The sequence below is a fragment of the Streptomyces sp. NPDC003720 genome (assembly GCF_042875075.1).
Classification (GTDB): Bacteria; Actinomycetota; Actinomycetes; order Streptomycetales; family Streptomycetaceae; genus Streptomyces.
Window position 1 is genome coordinate 558,647 of record NZ_JBIANZ010000004.1, and the last position, 15,825, is coordinate 574,471.

At 71.6% G+C, this 15,825-nt stretch carries 14 protein-coding genes; 9 read left to right on the forward strand and 5 right to left on the reverse strand.

Going from position 1 to position 15,825, the window contains the following annotated elements; translation table 11 throughout:
* The first annotated feature begins 93 nt into the window (after nucleotides 1-93).
* Together ACFYU0_RS14290 and ACFYU0_RS14295 are read left to right on the forward strand one after the other, a co-directional pair.
* Entirely contained in the window at nucleotides 94-633 is a 540-nt protein-coding gene (locus ACFYU0_RS14290) for a DinB family protein (protein WP_351667324.1), read from the forward strand.
* Between the two features lie 23 nt (nucleotides 634-656).
* Entirely contained in the window at nucleotides 657-1,298 is a 642-nt protein-coding gene (locus tag ACFYU0_RS14295) for a PadR family transcriptional regulator (RefSeq protein WP_351667323.1), read from the forward strand.
* A 25-nt stretch (nucleotides 1,299-1,323) separates the two neighbouring features.
* On the opposite strand, the gene ACFYU0_RS14300 is transcribed toward ACFYU0_RS14295, so the two are convergent.
* Together ACFYU0_RS14300 and ACFYU0_RS14305 are read right to left on the reverse strand one after the other, a co-directional pair.
* On the reverse strand, nucleotides 1,324-2,727 hold the full coding sequence (locus tag ACFYU0_RS14300; RefSeq protein WP_389300798.1) for a glutamate decarboxylase: 1,404 nt from the start codon (nucleotides 2,725-2,727) through the stop codon (nucleotides 1,324-1,326).
* 27 nt (nucleotides 2,728-2,754) lie between these two features.
* Nucleotides 2,755-4,041, reverse strand: coding sequence for an ion channel protein (locus tag ACFYU0_RS14305; RefSeq protein ID WP_389300801.1), 1,287 nt, complete (start codon nucleotides 4,039-4,041; stop codon nucleotides 2,755-2,757).
* Nucleotides 4,042-4,154: 113 nt separating this feature from the next.
* Between ACFYU0_RS14305 and ACFYU0_RS14310 the strand changes: the two genes are divergently transcribed.
* Nucleotides 4,155-4,916, forward strand: coding sequence for a MerR family transcriptional regulator (locus ACFYU0_RS14310; RefSeq protein ID WP_351667317.1), 762 nt, complete (start codon nucleotides 4,155-4,157; stop codon nucleotides 4,914-4,916).
* A gap of 18 nt (nucleotides 4,917-4,934) precedes the next feature.
* On the opposite strand, the gene ACFYU0_RS14315 is transcribed toward ACFYU0_RS14310, so the two are convergent.
* Nucleotides 4,935-5,300, reverse strand: coding sequence for a YbjQ family protein (locus ACFYU0_RS14315; protein WP_073901121.1), 366 nt, complete (start codon nucleotides 5,298-5,300; stop codon nucleotides 4,935-4,937).
* A gap of 140 nt (nucleotides 5,301-5,440) precedes the next feature.
* Between ACFYU0_RS14315 and ACFYU0_RS14320 the strand changes: the two genes are divergently transcribed.
* Entirely contained in the window at nucleotides 5,441-6,502 is a 1,062-nt protein-coding gene (locus ACFYU0_RS14320) for a VTT domain-containing protein (RefSeq protein WP_389300804.1), read from the forward strand.
* Between the two features lie 5 nt (nucleotides 6,503-6,507).
* Here ACFYU0_RS14320 and ACFYU0_RS14325 read toward each other — a convergent pair whose 3' ends face one another.
* Both ACFYU0_RS14325 and ACFYU0_RS14330 read right to left on the reverse strand, forming a co-directional pair.
* Nucleotides 6,508-8,178, reverse strand: coding sequence for a threonine/serine exporter ThrE family protein (locus ACFYU0_RS14325; protein WP_389300806.1), 1,671 nt, complete (start codon nucleotides 8,176-8,178; stop codon nucleotides 6,508-6,510).
* 114 nt (nucleotides 8,179-8,292) lie between these two features.
* The gene (locus tag ACFYU0_RS14330) at nucleotides 8,293-8,784 is read right to left on the reverse strand and encodes an inorganic diphosphatase (RefSeq protein ID WP_010044289.1); all 492 of its coding nucleotides are present in this window, start codon (nucleotides 8,782-8,784) and stop codon (nucleotides 8,293-8,295) included.
* A 79-nt stretch (nucleotides 8,785-8,863) separates the two neighbouring features.
* Between ACFYU0_RS14330 and dacB the strand changes: the two genes are divergently transcribed.
* The 5 genes from dacB to ftsH all read left to right on the forward strand — a co-directional run bounded on the left by dacB (nucleotide 8,864) and on the right by ftsH (nucleotide 15,811).
* Complete coding sequence (dacB, locus tag ACFYU0_RS14335) at nucleotides 8,864-10,465, forward strand: D-alanyl-D-alanine carboxypeptidase/D-alanyl-D-alanine-endopeptidase (RefSeq protein ID WP_351667311.1); 1,602 nt, start codon at nucleotides 8,864-8,866, stop codon at nucleotides 10,463-10,465.
* 91 nt (nucleotides 10,466-10,556) lie between these two features.
* Entirely contained in the window at nucleotides 10,557-11,690 is a 1,134-nt protein-coding gene (locus ACFYU0_RS14340; protein ID WP_351667309.1) for a zinc-dependent metalloprotease, read from the forward strand.
* A 193-nt stretch (nucleotides 11,691-11,883) separates the two neighbouring features.
* Nucleotides 11,884-12,930, forward strand: a complete 1,047-nt coding sequence (gene tilS, locus ACFYU0_RS14345; RefSeq protein ID WP_351667307.1) for a tRNA lysidine(34) synthetase TilS — start codon at nucleotides 11,884-11,886, stop codon at nucleotides 12,928-12,930.
* Between the two features lie 85 nt (nucleotides 12,931-13,015).
* Entirely contained in the window at nucleotides 13,016-13,576 is a 561-nt protein-coding gene (hpt, locus tag ACFYU0_RS14350; RefSeq protein WP_351667305.1) for a hypoxanthine phosphoribosyltransferase, read from the forward strand.
* A gap of 195 nt (nucleotides 13,577-13,771) precedes the next feature.
* Nucleotides 13,772-15,811, forward strand: coding sequence for an ATP-dependent zinc metalloprotease FtsH (ftsH, locus tag ACFYU0_RS14355; protein ID WP_351667303.1), 2,040 nt, complete (start codon nucleotides 13,772-13,774; stop codon nucleotides 15,809-15,811).
* Nucleotides 15,812-15,825: the final 14 nt, after the last annotated feature.

Consider the following 15,825-nt stretch of genomic DNA (forward strand, 5'->3'; position numbering starts at 1 on the left):
GCGCGTGCCGGGCCCTTGCGGACGGAAACTGACCGCAAGGGCCCGTAGCTTCGTCGGTGTCAGGCAAGAGGACCCGATGGAAGGGCGGCGGTCATGGTCACACACGTGGCGGCGGAGACGCAGGGCGACGAGCGCGGGGCGCTGCTGGCGTTCCTGGAGGAGCAGCGGGGCGGCATCCGCAGGGCGCTGCTGGGACTGACGGAGGAGCAGGCCCGCTCCCGTCCGACCGCCAGCGAGCTGTCGCTCGGCGGTCTGCTCAAGCATGTCGCCGAGGTCGAGCAGAGTTGGCTGGCCCGGGCCCGGCAGGAGCCGCCGGCCGTACAGCGCGACCAGTCGAACTGGCACGAGTGCTTCCGGCTCACCGACGACGAGACGGTCGCGGGGCAGCTCGCCTACTGGGAGGGGGTCGCCGCCGACACGGAGAAGTACATCCGGTCCGCGCCCAGCCTCGACGACACCTTCCCGCTGCCGCCCGACCCCTGGTTCCCGCCGGAGGGCCGGGTCTCCCTGCGCTGGCTGTGCCTGCACCTGATCCGCGAGACCGCCCGGCACGCCGGCCACGCCGACATCATCCGGGAGTCCCTGGACGGGAAGACCGCCTTCGAGCTGGTGGCCCTGGAACAGCGGGGCTGAGCCGCGGCCATAACCTGGACGGCATGTCAGCGATCCGTCTTCTCGTGCTGGGCGCGGTCCGTCAGCACGGGCGGGCCCACGGCTACCAGGTCCGCGGCGACCTGGAGTACTGGGGCGCGCACGAGTGGTCCAACGCCAAGCCGGGCTCGATCTACCACGCCCTGAAGCAGATGGCGAAACAGGGGCTGCTGCGGGCGCACGAGGTCGCGCCGTCCACCGCGGGCGGTCCGCCGCGCACCGAGTACGAGATCACCGGCCAGGGCGAGGCGGAGTTCTTCCGGCTGCTGCGCGACTCCCTGGTCTCCTACGACCAGAAGATGGACGTCCAGTCCGCCGCCATCGGCTTCCTGGTCGAACTGGAGCGGGCCGAGGCGCTGGACCTGCTCCGGGAGCGGATCCGGCGCATCGGCCGGTGGCGGTCCGCCGTCACCGGTGACTACCTCCCCGAGGGCGGCCCCGGACAGCTCGGCCACATCGGCGAGATCATGAACCTCTGGGTGCACACGGCCGACTCCGACGCCGCCTGGACCCAGGGGCTCATCGGCCGCCTGGAGGCCGGCGCGTACACCTTCGCGGGGGAGGGCGAGCCGTTCGTGGGCGTCCTCGCCGAGGGCCAGGACAACCCGTACGCCACGGGGGAGCGGCACCCGGGGGACGACCGCTGACCCGGCCCGGTCCGGACGAGGTCCCCTAGTGGTGGAAGCTGGTGGCCGCCTCCCGGTCCTTGGTGAGGGGGTGCGGCTGCCGGCGCAGCTCCGGCAGCAGGCGGGCCAGGTCGTCCACGAACAGGTCCGCCAGGTCGTGGGAGAAGCCGTTGCGGCACACCACCCGCAGCACCGCCAGGTCCTCGCGGTCGGGCGGGAAGGTGTAGGCGGGCAGCAGCCAGCCGTGCTCGCGCATCCGCCGGGAGACGTCGAAGACGTCGTAGGGCAGGCCGGCCTGGGTGGTGAACGCGAACACCGGCAGCTCGTCCCCGCGCGTCAGCAGCCTGAAGTCGCCGAGCGCCTCGATCTTCCCGGCGAGCGCCCGCGCCACGTCCCGTGTCGTCTGCTGCACCGCCCGGTAGCCGTCGCGGCCCAGCCGCAGGAACGAGTAGTACTGCGCGACGACCTGGGCGCCGGGGCGGGAGAAGTTCAGGGCGAACGTCGGCATGTCGCCGCCCAGGTAGTTCACCCGGAAGACCAGCTCCTCGGGCAGCGCCTCCTTGTCCCGCCACAGCGCCCAGCCGACACCCGGGTAGACCAGGCCGTACTTGTGCCCGGAGGTGTTGATCGACGCCACCCGCGGCAGCCGGAAGTCCCACACCAGGTCCTCGTCGAGGAACGGCGCGATCATCGCCCCGGAGGCCCCGTCCACGTGCACCGGGACGTCAAGACCGGTGCGCTCCTTGAGGGCGTCCAGGGCCGCGCACAGCTCCGCGATCGGCTCGTACGACCCGTCGAAGGTGGAGCCGAGGATGCCGACGACACCGATGGTGTTCTCGTCGCACAGCTCGGCCGCCGCCTGCGGGTCCAGGTGGAACCGGTCGCCCTCCATGGGCACCAGCCGTGCCTCCACCTCCCAGAAGTTGCAGAACTTCTCCCAGCAGACCTGGACGTTGACGCCCATGACCAGGTTCGGGCGGGCTCCCGGGTAGCGGTCGGTGTTGCGCTGCGCCCAGCGGCGCTTGAGCGCCATCCCGGCCAGCATGCAGGCCTCGCTGGAGCCCGTGGTCGAACAGCCCACGGCGGCCGACGGGTCCGGGGCGTTCCACAGGTCGGCGAGCATCGCCACGCACCGCCGCTCCAGCTCGGCCGTGCGCGGGTACTCGTCCTTGTCGATCATGTTCTTGTCCCGGCACTCACCCATCAGCACCCCGGCCTGCGGCTCCATCCAGGTGGTGACGAAGGTGGCCAGGTTCAGCCGCGAGTTGCCGTCCAGCATCAGCTCGTCGTGGACCAGCTGGTACGCCGTGGACGGCGGCAGCGGGGTGTCCGGGAGCCGGTGCGTGGGCGGGGCCTCGGTCATCCCGCCGACCGGATTGGCCTCACCGAAGAACGGGTTGACCGACATCAGGCGTTCTTCGTGCTTCTCCGAACCTTTGTGCAGGGCCATGACGTGCCTCCAGACGGGGGGATGGGATCAGCGGACGGAGCCGCCGTCACCGCGCAGCTGCATCTGCGGCCGCCCGGTCACCAGCAGCCAGGCCGGCAGCGACGCGATGCAGAGCAGGGCGATGATGGCGGGGGAGGCCACCAGGACGGCGGCCGTGAACAGGCTCACCCAGCCCTGCCGGGTGATCGCCAGCAGCATGCCCAGCACGCACGCGGACACGCCCACCGCGGCGGGCACGGCCGGGACCAGCGCGTGGGCGCTCAGACCGAGCGCGGAACCGACGAAGACGGCGGGGAAGATCCGGCCGCCGCGGAAGCCGCAGGAGGCCGCGACCAGCAGCGCCGCCAGCTTCACCACGGCCATGCCGGCGAACTGCCCGGCGGACCAGCCCGTCGGGTCGTGCGCCAGCTCGCCGACCTCCGTCAGCCCTTTGAACAGGGTCAGGTGACCGCCCACGGCGGCCAGGGCGCCGAGCACGACACCGCCCGCCGGCAGCATCAGCATCGGGTGCCGCAGCCGCTGGAAGGCCGCGTGGACGAAGGGGAAGGCGCGCACGGCGCACATGCCGAGCAGGGCGGCCACCGAGGCGAGCACCAGGACCGCCAGCAGGTCCGTCCAGCGCGGGCGGCCCAGCGGCGGCAGCCCCAGGTCGAAGGCCGGCCGGTACAGCAGCGAGGTGGTCAGCGCCCCGACGGCGGCCGCGATCAGCGGTGCGAACAGGTTGTCCCACAGCAGCCCGCGGACCGGCCGCCCGGCCAGCGCCTCGGAGATGACCAGGGCCGCCGCCACCGGGGTGCCGAACAGCGCGCCGATCGTCGCCGCCTCCGCCAGCATCGGCCACAGCGCGCCCGGCATCCGGGACAGCAGACGCCCGCCGAGCCAGGCCGCCAGGCCGACGTTCACGGCGATGATCGGGTTCTCGGGGCCGAGGCTCGGGCCGCCCGCCAGCATCAGCCCGGTCGCCAGCACCAGTCCCGGCAGCACCGGCGGCGGCAGCACCGGTGCGTCCAGACCGGTGGTCGCCGGATCCGGACCCGCGTGGCCCGGCACCTTCCACACCACCAGCCCCACGGCGAGCCCGGTGGCCACCAGCATGACGAACATCCACAGCACCGAGTAGGGGCCCACGCCGAGCGCGTGCGGCAGCGGCCTCCACAGCACACGCTGCAGCTGCTCCGCTCCGAGGCTCAGGCCGACGTAGACGAGGCTCGCCGCCACGCCGACGGCCACGGCGGGCAGGATCAGCGGCAGCAGCGCCCGTGCCGGGCTCGCCGGCCGGGTCGAGCGGGCCTGCTGCCCTGTGTCCTGGGTCACGTCGTCACGATAGGCGGACACGACGCCGCCAACATCCGGAGCGCGTCCGGCTTGCACCTCACGTGACGTGAGGCCTCAGCGTGGTGGCCGTACCGACGACGAAGGAGCGGAAAGTGAGCTACTCCGTGGGACAGGTCGCGGGGTTCGCCGGAATCACGGTGCGCACCCTGCACCACTACGACGAGATCGGCCTGCTCGTGCCCAGCGAGCGCACCCACGCCGGCCACCGGCGCTACAACGACGCCGACCTCGACCGGCTCCAGCAGATCCTGTTCCACCGGGAACTCGGCTTCCCGCTCGACGAGGTCGCGGCCCTGCTCGACGACCCGGACGCGGACCCGCGCGCGCACCTGCGCCGCCAGCACGACCTGCTGACCGCCCGGATCGAGAAGCTGCAGAAGATGGCCGCGGCCGTGGAGCACGCCATGGAGGCACGCACGATGGGCATCAACCTCAGCCCCGAGGAGCGGTTCGAGGTCTTCGGGGACAACGACCCCGAGCAGTACGCCGAGGAGACCGAGCGGCGCTGGGGCGGCACCGCGGCCTACGCCGAGTCGCAAGCCCGCGCCGCCCGCTACACCAAGGACGACTGGCAGCGCATGCGGGCCGAGAACGACGACTGGACCGCGCGCTACGTCGCCCTGATGGCCGCCGGCGGACGGCCGGACGACGAGGCGGCCATGGACCTCGCCGAGGAGCACCGCCGGCAGATCGACCGGTGGTACTACGAGTGCCCGCACGCCATGCACCGCTGCCTGGGCGCGATGTACGTCGCCGACGAGCGCTTCAAGGCGTACTACGACTCCACCCGGCCCGGCTTCGCCGACCACCTCAGCGAGGCGATCGCCGCCAACGCCGACCGCCACACGGCGTGATCCGCCGGCCCGGGACGCCTACTCCCGGGCCAGCACCACGGCCGTGCCGTAGGCGCACACCTCCGTGCCCACGTCCGCCGCCTCGGTGACGTCGAAGCGGAACATCAGCACGCCGTTGGCGCCACGCGCGCGTGCCTGCTCGACCAGCCGCTCCATGGCCTGGTTGCGGGTCTGCACGAGAGTCTTCGTGAGCCCCTTCAGCTCGCCGCCGATCATCGACTTCAGCCCGGCGCCGATCTGGCTGCCGAGGTGCCGCGAGCGCACGGTCAGCCCGAAGACCTCGCCGAGCACCTGCTGCACCCGGTAGCCGGGCACGTCGTTCGTGGTCACGACCAGCACGTCGGGCTGCGGCCCCTGGCCGCCGCCGTAGTCATCGAGTCCCATGAGCCACAGCTTTCTCCCGGTCGCACCGCAGTGCATCCTGGAGACACAGGTGGAACCCGGGGCGGTCGCTCCACGTTGGTAGCTTTGTGCGGCCCCCCATTGACGCCGTAGCCGCCTCACCCCCTCAGGAGCCCGGACCCGTGACGACACTCGCCCTCGGCCCGAGCTGGCTGGACCCCCAGTACCTGCTGGACACCTACAGCATCTGGGGCCTGCTGCTCATCGTGTTCGCCGAGTCCGGCCTGCTCATCGGCTTCTTCCTGCCGGGTGACTCGCTGCTGTTCACCTGCGGTCTGCTGATCACCTCGGACAAGCTGGACTTCCCGCTGTGGGGCGCGATCGCCCTGATCTGCCTCGCCGCGATCCTCGGCGACCAGGCGGGCTACATGTTCGGCAAGAAGGTCGGGCCCTCCCTGTTCAGCCGGCCGGACTCACGGCTGTTCAAGCAGGAGAACGTCGCCAAGGCGCACGAGTTCTTCGAGAAGTACGGCCCGAAGTCCCTGGTCCTGGCCCGCTTCGTGCCCATCGTGCGCACGTTCACGCCGATCGTCGCCGGCGTCAGCGGCATGCGGTACCGCTCGTTCCTGACCTTCAACGTCATCGGCGGCGTCCTGTGGGGCGCGGGCGTCACCCTGCTCGGCTCCTGGCTGGGACAGCACGCGGTCGTCAGGGACAACATCGAGGCGATCCTCATCCTGATCGTCCTCGTGTCGGTGATCCCGATCGCGATCGAGTACCTGCGCGCGCGCAGCAAGAACAAGAAGGCCGCGCAGCGGGAGGCGGCCGAGGACCGGCCCGCCCGGCAGCACCCGGTGCCCCAGTTCCACGGGCAGCCGTCCATGGACGACGCGACGACCCGCCTGCGCCGCATCGAGCCGGAGGAGCCCTACCAGCAGCCTTACGGGCAGCAGCACCAGCAGGAGCGTCGGCACTGGGACCAGGGCGGCTACGACGGCGACCGTCACCACGGCCAGGGGCAGCACCAGCAGCCGCGGTACGACCAGCACCCGCAGGGTCAGGGGCACGGCCAGAACGGACCCCGGTACGACCAGGACGGGTACCACCGCGGCGGATACGACCAGAACCAGTACGGCCAGAACGGGTACGGCCAGAACGGACACGACCCGAACGGGTACGACCCGAACCAGTACGACCCGAACCAGTACCCCTACGGCGGCCAGGGCGACCACCGCTCCCGCTGAGACCGTCAGAAACCGCGGGTCCGCTTCGCCGCCCGCCGCTTGCCGGCGGAGCCGACCCGCAGGGTCAGCCGGGAGATCTCCGACCCCAGGTTGACCCCGATGGCGATCGCCATGGCCAGGGACGCCGCCTTGGCCAGCGACACCAGCCCCTTGTCGACCTCGTTCTGCGCAATGTTCAGCAGCCCGAAGTAGGTGGCCGAACCCGGCAGCAGCGGCCCGATGGCCGCGGTCGTGTACGGCAGCGCCGACGCGAACCGGAACCGGGACAGCAACTGCCCGAACAGCCCCACCAGCCCGGCCGCCACCGCCGTCGAGGCCACCGGTGAGATCCCGCCCGCGTTCGGTGAGTGCATCGCGCCGTACACCGACCAGGCCACGCCCCCGTTGAGCGTGACCGCCAGCACGGTGGACCGCTCCTGCTGCAGCAGCACGGCGAACGTCAGCGACAGCACCATGGAGGCGGCGATCTGGACCAGCGGCCGCTCGGTGATGCCGCCCAGCGCCGCGTCGGGATCCAGCTTGCCGCCCACCTTCACCCCGAAGTACAGGACGACCAGCACCCCGACGACGATGCCGACGAAGAAGTACATGACCTCCAGCAGCCGCGCGGACGCGGTGATGTAGAAGCCCGTCAGACCGTCCTGCACCCCCGCCACCAGCGCCCGCCCGGGCAGCAGCGCGAACAGCCCACCGGTGACCACCGCGGACGCGTTGACGCCGATGTGCGTCAGCGAGAACGCCACCCCCATCGCGGCCGGCGGCATCGCCGCCACCGTGAACTGGTAGAACTCCGGCAGCCCGCGTCCCGCGCACAACCAGGCCAGCCGGTCGCCGAGCATCGCGCCGAGCGCGGCGGCGACGAACACGATCACATCACCGCCGACCAGCACCGAGGCCGCACCGGCCAGCAGCCCGCTGGCCAGGGTCAGCGCCCAGCCGGGGTACGGGTGCCGGTTGCGGCGGATCTCCGCCAGCCTGCGGTAGGCCTCCTCGAGGGAGACATGGGTCTCCGGGTCGGTCAGGTCGTCCACCAGGTGGAACACGGCCGCCAGCCGGGTGTAGTCGGTGCCGCGCCGCCGTACCGTGCGCGAGGCCGTCACCGGGTCGTCCACCAGCGAGGGCTGGTAGGAGATCGACAGCAGCGTGAAGGTGACGGTCGGCTCGCACCGGTCCAGGCCGTAGGACCGGCACACCGCGAACATCGCGGCCTCCACGTCCTCGGCGCCCTCGCCGCCGGCCAGCAGCAGCTCACCGATACGCAGGGTCAGGTCGAGCACGCGCGGAACCGCCGGGCCCTCGTCCTCGGTCCGCTGCACGGGCTCGGGCGCCGGCCGCTCGGTCACCGGCATGCGCAGCATCGTGCGCATCCGGTCCTGCCAGGGCGCGTCCTTGATCAGGCTGACCGCGGGCACCCCCGTCGCCGGGGTGAATGCCGCCAGCGCGTCCTTGGCGCTGTAGGTGCGCGGCAGGCTGAACGCCGAGCCCTCCGGCTCGGCGCTCGGCGGCTGCGGCGCCTGCAGCCCCTCGGGCACCGCGAACTCGGACGTGGTCTCCGACTCGCCCGCGCCCCTGGGGACCGCCAGTCCCTCGGGAAGGGCGAACTCGGACGTGATCTCCGGGTCGTACGTGGTCCGCGCCTCGTCCGACCGGGGCTTGCGGTCCTCCGCCTCCGTCACCTCGCACCGCTTCCTGAACGACACCTTCCGCAGGCCCCAGTATGCGCACGCACACGCAGACGGGCCGCGCCACCCCACCAGGGTGCCGCGGCCCGTGTCGGGCAAACCGGCCGGTCAGTGGCCGCCCTGCTCCTTGAAGCGCTTGTACGACCGCTCGATCTCGATCTCGGCGTCCGTGCGGCCCACCCAGTTGGCGCCCTCGACCGACTTGCCGGGCTCCAGGTCCTTGTAGACCTCGAAGAAGTGCTGGATCTCCAGGCGGTCGAACTCCGACACGTGGTGGATGTCGCGCAGGTGCTCCACACGCGGGTCGGTGGCCGGGACGCACAGCAGCTTGTCGTCGCCGCCGGCCTCGTCCGTCATCCGGAACATGCCGATGGCGCGGCACTTGATCAGGCAGCCCGGGAAGGTCGGCTCGTCAAGAATGACCAGCGCGTCCAGCGGGTCGCCGTCCTCGCCGAGGGTGTTCTCGACGAAGCCGTAGTCGGTCGGGTAGGCGGTCGAGGTGAAGAGACGACGGTCCAGGCGGATCCGACCGGTCTCGTGGTCCACCTCGTACTTGTTGCGCGAACCCTTCGGGATCTCGATCGTGACGTCGAACTCCACCGGTGGCTCCTCCATGATCAACACATAGTTCTGGTGATTAAGTGTCCCTCACGCAGGTGTGTGATCGCGAAAGGGGCTGGTGGTCGTGCCAGAGCAGAGGCCTTGGCGTGCCGCGGGACCGCATGTGCGGCGGATCGCGGACGCCGTACGACCGCGCCTGGCGCGTGCCGCGACGGCCGCGAAACCGCGGATCGCGCGGCTGACGAAGGCCGTGCGCCCGAAACTCGCGCACCTCCCCCGCCGGCGGGCCGACAGGACCTGGCAGTACACCGCGGGCGCCGCCACCGCCGGGCTGGCACTGGCCGCCGCGGTGGTGACCGCCGCCGGTCCCTGGGACGCCAACGGTCAGCGTACGGCCGAGCGGGACCGGGCGGTCGCCCTGGAGCGATCAGGTGGCGCAGATCACGGCGGATCCGGCACGAACGCCCAGACCCCCCAGGCCGCGCCGAGCGCCGCGGCCGTCCTCGCGGGCCTGGGCGGCACCACCGGCACCGTCAGCACCAAGAAGGCCCCGCCCGGCCGGCAGGCCCTCACGGACGTCCTCGGGCCCCTGCTGGACGCCCCGGCGCTCGGCTCCGGCCGCGGCGCGGCCGTCGTCGACGTCACCACCGGCACGCGGCTCTACGCCGCCGGGGCCGACCAGGCCCTCACCCCCGCCTCCACCACGAAGATCGCCACCGCGGTCGCCGCGCTGTCCGCCCTCGGCTCCGACCACCGCTTCACCACCCGCGCCGCCCTCGAACCCGACACCGGGGAACTGGTCCTGGCCGGCGGCGGCGACCCCACCCTCACCGCGCACCGCGACGCCGGCGACTGGGCGAGCCTGCGCACCCTCGCCGCCGACACCGCCGCCACCCTCGCCAAGCGCGGCATCCACAAGATCACGCTCTCCTACGACACCACGCTCTTCTCCGGCCCCGCCCTGCACCCGATCGGCGTCAACGACAACCTCGCCCCGGTGAGCGCCCTGACCGTCGACGAGGGCCGCACCGACGCCTCCACCAGCGGGCCCGCGGCCCGCGTCGCCGACCCGGCCGCGGACGCCGCCCGCAAGTTCGCGGGCTTCCTGCACGATGCCGGCGTCGAGACCACGCCCCCCGGCCCCTCCAAGGCCACCGGCCGCGCCGAGACCCTCGCCACCGTCTCCTCGCCCACGCTCGCCACCCTCGTCGAGCGCATGCTCACCAACAGCGACAACGACATCGCCGAGACCCTGGCCCGCCAGACCGCCCTCGCGAGCGGCCAGGCGGGCAGCTTCTCCGGCGGCGCCAAGGCCATCGCCCTCCAGCTGCGCAAGCTCGGCCTGCCGCTGGCCGGCGCCTCCTTCCACGACGGCAGCGGCCTCGACCGCGAGGACCGGCTGACGGCGAACCTCCTCACCGCCCTCCTGGTCAAGGCCGGCGACCCCGCCCGCCCGGGCCTGCGGCCCGTCCTCACCGGCCTCCCCGTCGCCGGCTTCACCGGCACCCTCACCGACCGCTACACCGACGGCGCGGCCGGCGTCGTGCGGGCGAAGACCGGCACCCTCACCGGCGTCAACACCCTGGCCGGCACGGCCGTCGACCGCGACGGCCACCTGCTCGCCTTCGCCTTCATGGCCTCCGGCACCACCAGCGCCCAGGAGGCCCAGTCGGCCCTGGACCGGACGGCCACCGCCCTCGCGGGCTGCGGCTGCGGATAGCCACCACCGGCCCGGGCGGCCCCTGCCGCGGGCGACCCGGAACGCCTCGCACGGCCTGCCCGAAATGGGACCGCTCACGTACCGTTGACGCATGACGAGCTTCGGTGGCACCGCATCTCCCGGGATGGTCGACTGGAACCTCGCGGTGGCGACCGCGACACGGCTCGTACGACCGGGCCCCGAAGTCAGCCGCGACGAGGCGAGGGACGTCGTCGCGGAACTGCGCCGGCACGCCAAGGCCTCGGAGGAGCACGTCCGGGGCTTCACCCGGCTGGCCACCGAGGAGACCCACGACACCCCCGTCCTCGTCGTCGACCGCCCCGGCTGGGTCCGGGCCAACGTCGCCGGCTTCCGGGAACTCCTCAAGCCGCTCCTCGGCAAGATGCAGGAACGGCGCGGCGGCAACCCGGGCAGCGCCGTCCTCGGCGCCGTCGGCGGCAAGGTCACCGGCGTCGAACTCGGCATGCTGCTGTCCTTCCTGGCCTCCCGCGTCCTCGGCCAGTACGAGACCTTCGCCCCCGCCTCCCGCGACCTGCCCGCAGGGGAGAACGGCGGCGGCCGGCTGCTCCTCGTCGCGCCCAACATCGTCCACGTGGAACGCGAACTCGACGTCCACCCCCACGACTTCCGGCTCTGGGTGTGCCTGCACGAGGAGACGCACCGCACCCAGTTCACCGCCGTGCACTGGCTCCGCGACCATCTCGAGGGCGAGATCCAGTCGTTCTTGGCGGAGACCGACGTCGACCCGATGACCGTCCTGGAACGCGTCCGGGAGGCCGCCCAGTCCCTCGCCGGCGGACGTCCCGAGGGCGAGGAGGACGACGGCGGGCGCTCCTTCGTGGAACTGGTGCAGACCCCGGCCCAGCGCGAGATCCTCGGCCGCCTCACCGCCGTCATGTCCCTGCTCGAAGGGCACGCCGACTTCGTGATGGACGGGGTGGGCCCCCAGGTCGTGCCGAGCGTCGCCGAGATCCGCGAGAAGTTCCAGCAGCGCCGCGCCAAGGGCGCCTCCCGGCTCGACCTCGCCCTGCGCAAGCTGCTCGGCCTGGACGCCAAGCTCAGGCAGTACCGCGACGGCGAGCGCTTCGTGCGCGCCGTCGTCGACCAGGTCGGCATGGACGGCTTCAACCGCGTCTGGACCTCGCCCAACACCCTGCCCACCAAGGCGGAGATCGCCAAACCGGCGGACTGGGTCGCACGGGTGCACCGCAAGGCCGAGTCGTGAACCACGCCGCGACGCCGTGAGACGAATCCGGCCGACGGCAGGCGAACGCCCCTCCAATCACCCGTCCGAGGGACCGTGAGCCATGGGTAGGCGTGCAATGCTCGGGGAACGGCCCGCTTCTGTCACCATCGACACACTCTGAGTGACCGACCCTCGGGCTCACCCCCCGAAAACTTCATGAAGGGAACCGGACATGGGTCCCCATCCATCGGTCGCGGCGATACGCCTGGCGGTCCGCCGCGTCCTCCACGACATCCTGACCGACCACACAAGCAGCACCGGGCAGGTCCGGACCGCCGCCGGGCGGGGTCCGGCCGAGCGGCCCCCCTCCCCGCTCGTGCTCGTCGCGTGCTCCGGCGGCGCCGACTCCATGGCGCTCGCCTCCGCCCTCGCCTTCGAAGCCCCCAAACTCGGCATCCGCGCCGGCGGCATCACCGTCGACCACGGCCTCCAGCCCGGCTCCGGACTGCGCGCCGACGAGGTCGTGCTCAAGCTGCGCGGACTCGGCCTCGACCCCGTCGAGTCCATCGCCGTGACCGTCGGCCGCGAAGGCGGGCCCGAGGCCGCCGCCCGCGACGCCCGCTACGCCGCCCTGGACGCGGCGGCCGAACGCCACGGCGCCACCGCCGTCCTGCTCGGCCACACCCGCGACGACCAGGCCGAAACCGTCCTGCTCGGCCTCGCCCGCGGCTCCGGCATCCGCTCCCTGTCCGGAATGGCCGCGGTCTCGGGGGCCGGCGGCCGTTACCGGCGCCCCTTCCTGACCCTGGACCGGCAGACCGCCCGCAAGGCCTGCATGGCCCAGTCCCTCTCGGTCTGGGACGACCCGCACAACACCGACCCCGCCTACACCCGCTCCCGGCTCCGGCACGAAGGCCTGCCCGCCCTGGAGAAGGCCCTCGGCAAGGGCGTGGTGGAAGCGCTCGCCCGCACCGCCCAGCTCTCCCGCGACGACGCCGACGCCCTCGACACCTGGGCCAGCCAGGCCGAGCCCTCCGTGCGCGACGCCACCGGCCTCCTGGAGTGCGCCAAGCTCTACGCCCTCCCGCCCGCCGTACGCCGCCGCATCCTGCGCCGCGCCGCCATCGCGGCCGGCGCCCCGGCCGGGTCCCTCTTCGCCCGCCACATCGAGGAAGTCGACCGGCTCATCACCGGATGGCGCGGCCAGGGAGTCATCAATCTCCCGGGCAAAGTCGTCGCCCGCCGCCAGGGTGGCAGACTGGTGATTCGGCAGAGCTGACATCGCGGCTCCGGAGGGACCCCTCCGGAAGGCGGGGCAGCCGGAGCACGCGAGTGCGGCCGTAAGTGCGGGACGACCGAAAGTGATGCGGGTGGACGCGAACGACATGGGTGCCGACCTTCAGCGGGTACTCATCACCAAGGAAGAGATCGACGCGAAGCTGGCCGAGCTGGCCGCGAAGATCGACGCGGAGTACGCGGGCAAGGACCTGCTCATCGTCGGCGTCCTCAAGGGCGCGGTGATGGTCATGGCGGACCTCGCCCGGGCGCTGTCCACCCCCGTCACGATGGACTGGATGGCCGTGTCCTCCTACGGCGCGGGCACCCAGTCCTCCGGTGTCGTCCGCATCCTCAAGGACCTCGACACCGACATCAAGGGCAGGCACGTCCTGATCGTCGAGGACATCATCGACTCCGGCCTGACCCTGTCGTGGCTGATCAACAACCTCGGCTCGCGCGAGCCCGCCTCCCTCAAGGTGTGCACGCTGCTGCGCAAGCCGGACGCCGCGAAGGTCGCCATCGACGTCGAGTGGGTCGGCTTCGACATCCCGAACGAGTTCGTCGTCGGCTACGGCCTCGACTACGCCGAGAAGTACCGCAACCTGCCGTTCGTCGGTACGCTCGCGCCCCACGTCTACGGCGGCTGAGCCAACCGGGCCATTCCCTGTAGGACGACCGGGAACCCCAGCGGGTTTCTCCGCGTTGGAGCATGCAGAGACGGGATTGCCGGCCGTCGATGCCGCTCCGTGCGGCTTCGGACAACGATGCTGGGGTACCGTCAGAAGAACTGTCTTATCAAACTCACTATGGCAGGAGGGACGGGGCGACACCGCTCCGTATGGATGGACGTGAAGCGATACTTCCGTGGGCCGGTCATGTGGATCGTGCTGGCCGTCCTTGCCGTGGTCGTGTTGATGCAGGTCGTCGGCTCGTCCGGCGGCTACAAGACGGTGGACACCGGCCAGGTCGTGGCGGCGATCAACGACAACAGGGTCCAGTCGGCCAAGCTCACCACCGGTGACGAGCAGACCGTCAAGGTCGAGCTCAAGGATGGTCAGAAGGTCGACGGCAGCTCCAAGATCCAGGCGAGCTACATCGGCGACCAGGGCGTGACCATCGCCAGCACGCTGCAGAGCAAGTACCAGGAAAAGCAGATCCCGGACGGCTACACGGTGTCGCCGTCCAAGCAGAACCCGTTCCTCGGCGTCCTGCTGTCCCTGCTGCCCTTCGTCCTCATCGTGGTCGTCTTCCTGTTCCTGATGAATCAGATGCAGGGCGGCGGCTCCCGGGTCATGAACTTCGGCAAGTCCAAGGCCAAGCTCATCACCAAGGACACCCCGAAGACGACGTTCAGCGACGTCGCCGGCTGTGACGAGGCCGTCGAGGAGCTCCACGAGATCAAGGAGTTCCTGCAGGAGCCGGCCAAGTTCCAGGCCGTCGGCGCCAAGATCCCCAAGGGCGTGCTGCTCTACGGCCGTCCCGGCACCGGCAAGACCCTGCTGGCCCGCGCCGTGGCCGGCGAGGCCGGAGTCCCCTTCTACTCGATCTCCGGCTCCGACTTCGTCGAGATGTTCGTCGGTGTCGGCGCCTCCCGGGTCCGCGACCTGTTCGAGCAGGCCAAGGCGAACGCCCCGGCGATCGTCTTCGTCGACGAGATCGACGCGGTCGGCCGCCACCGCGGCGCCGGCCTCGGCGGTGGACACGACGAGCGCGAGCAGACGCTGAACCAGCTGCTCGTCGAGATGGACGGCTTCGACGTCAAGGGCGGCGTCATCCTGATCGCGGCCACCAACCGGCCCGACATCCTCGACCCGGCCCTCCTGCGCCCCGGCCGCTTCGACCGGCAGATCGCCGTCGACCCGCCGGACCTGCAGGGCCGCATGGAGATCCTCAAGGTCCACCAGAAGGGCAAGCCGGTCGCGCCCGACGTCGACCTGGCCGCCGTCGCCCGCCGCACCCCCGGCATGACCGGCGCCGACCTCGCCAACGTGCTGAACGAGGCGGCCCTGCTCACCGCCCGCGGTGACCAGAAGCTGATCGACAACAAGGCGCTGGACGAGGCGATCGACCGTGTGGTCGCGGGCCCGCAGAAGCGGACCCGGATCATGTCGGACAAGGAGAAGAAGATCACCGCGTACCACGAGGGCGGTCACGCCCTGGTCGCGGCGGCCTCCCCCAACTCCGACCCGGTCCACAAGATCACCATCCTGTCCCGGGGCCGCGCCCTGGGCTACACGATGGTGCTCCCGGACGAGGACAAGTACTCGACCACCCGCAACGAGATGCTCGACCAGCTCGCCTACATGCTGGGCGGCCGTGCGGCGGAGGAACTGGTCTTCCACGACCCGACCACCGGCGCCGCCAACGACATCGAGAAGGCCACCAACCTGGCCCGCGCGATGGTCACGCAGTACGGCATGACCGAGCGGCTCGGCGCGATCAAGTTCGGCGGGGACAACAGCGAGCCCTTCCTCGGGCGTGAGATGGCTCACCAGCGCGACTACTCCGAAGAGGTCGCCGCGCTGGTGGACGAAGAGGTCAAGAAGCTCATCGAGACCGCTCACAACGAGGCCTGGGAGATCCTGGTCGAGAACCGCGACGTGCTCGACAACCTCGTCCTGGCCCTCCTGGAGAAGGAGACCCTGGGCAAGGAGGAGATCGCCGAGGTCTTCGCCACGATCCACAAGCGCCCGCCGCGGCCCGCGTGGACCGGCTCCTCCCGCCGCACCCCCTCCACCCGCCCGCCGGTGCTCTCCCCCAAGGAGCTGGCACTGACCAACGGTGCGAACGGCGCGACGGCGGCCATCAGCACGGCCAAGTCCACGGCCTCGGACACCGCCCCGGTGACCGAGCAGACCCCGGAGGACCGCCCCGAGAGCTGACGTTCCGGCCGATG

Bases quoted from the DNA above. Each gene is read 5' to 3' on its own strand.
- ACFYU0_RS14290 (WP_351667324.1), top strand. From the start codon at position 94: ATGGTCACACACGTGGCGGCGGAGACGCAGGGCGACGAGCGCGGGGCG.
- ACFYU0_RS14300 (WP_389300798.1), bottom strand. From the start codon at position 2,727: ATGGCCCTGCACAAAGGTTCGGAGAAGCACGAAGAACGCCTGATGTCG.
- tilS (WP_351667307.1), top strand. From the start codon at position 11,884: ATGGGTCCCCATCCATCGGTCGCGGCGATACGCCTGGCGGTCCGCCGC.
- ACFYU0_RS14295 (WP_351667323.1), top strand. From the start codon at position 657: ATGTCAGCGATCCGTCTTCTCGTGCTGGGCGCGGTCCGTCAGCACGGG.
- ftsH (WP_351667303.1), top strand. From the start codon at position 13,772: ATGGACGTGAAGCGATACTTCCGTGGGCCGGTCATGTGGATCGTGCTG.
- ACFYU0_RS14340 (WP_351667309.1), top strand. From the start codon at position 10,557: ATGACGAGCTTCGGTGGCACCGCATCTCCCGGGATGGTCGACTGGAAC.
- ACFYU0_RS14315 (WP_073901121.1), bottom strand. From the start codon at position 5,300: ATGGGACTCGATGACTACGGCGGCGGCCAGGGGCCGCAGCCCGACGTG.
- hpt (WP_351667305.1), top strand. From the start codon at position 13,016: ATGCGGGTGGACGCGAACGACATGGGTGCCGACCTTCAGCGGGTACTC.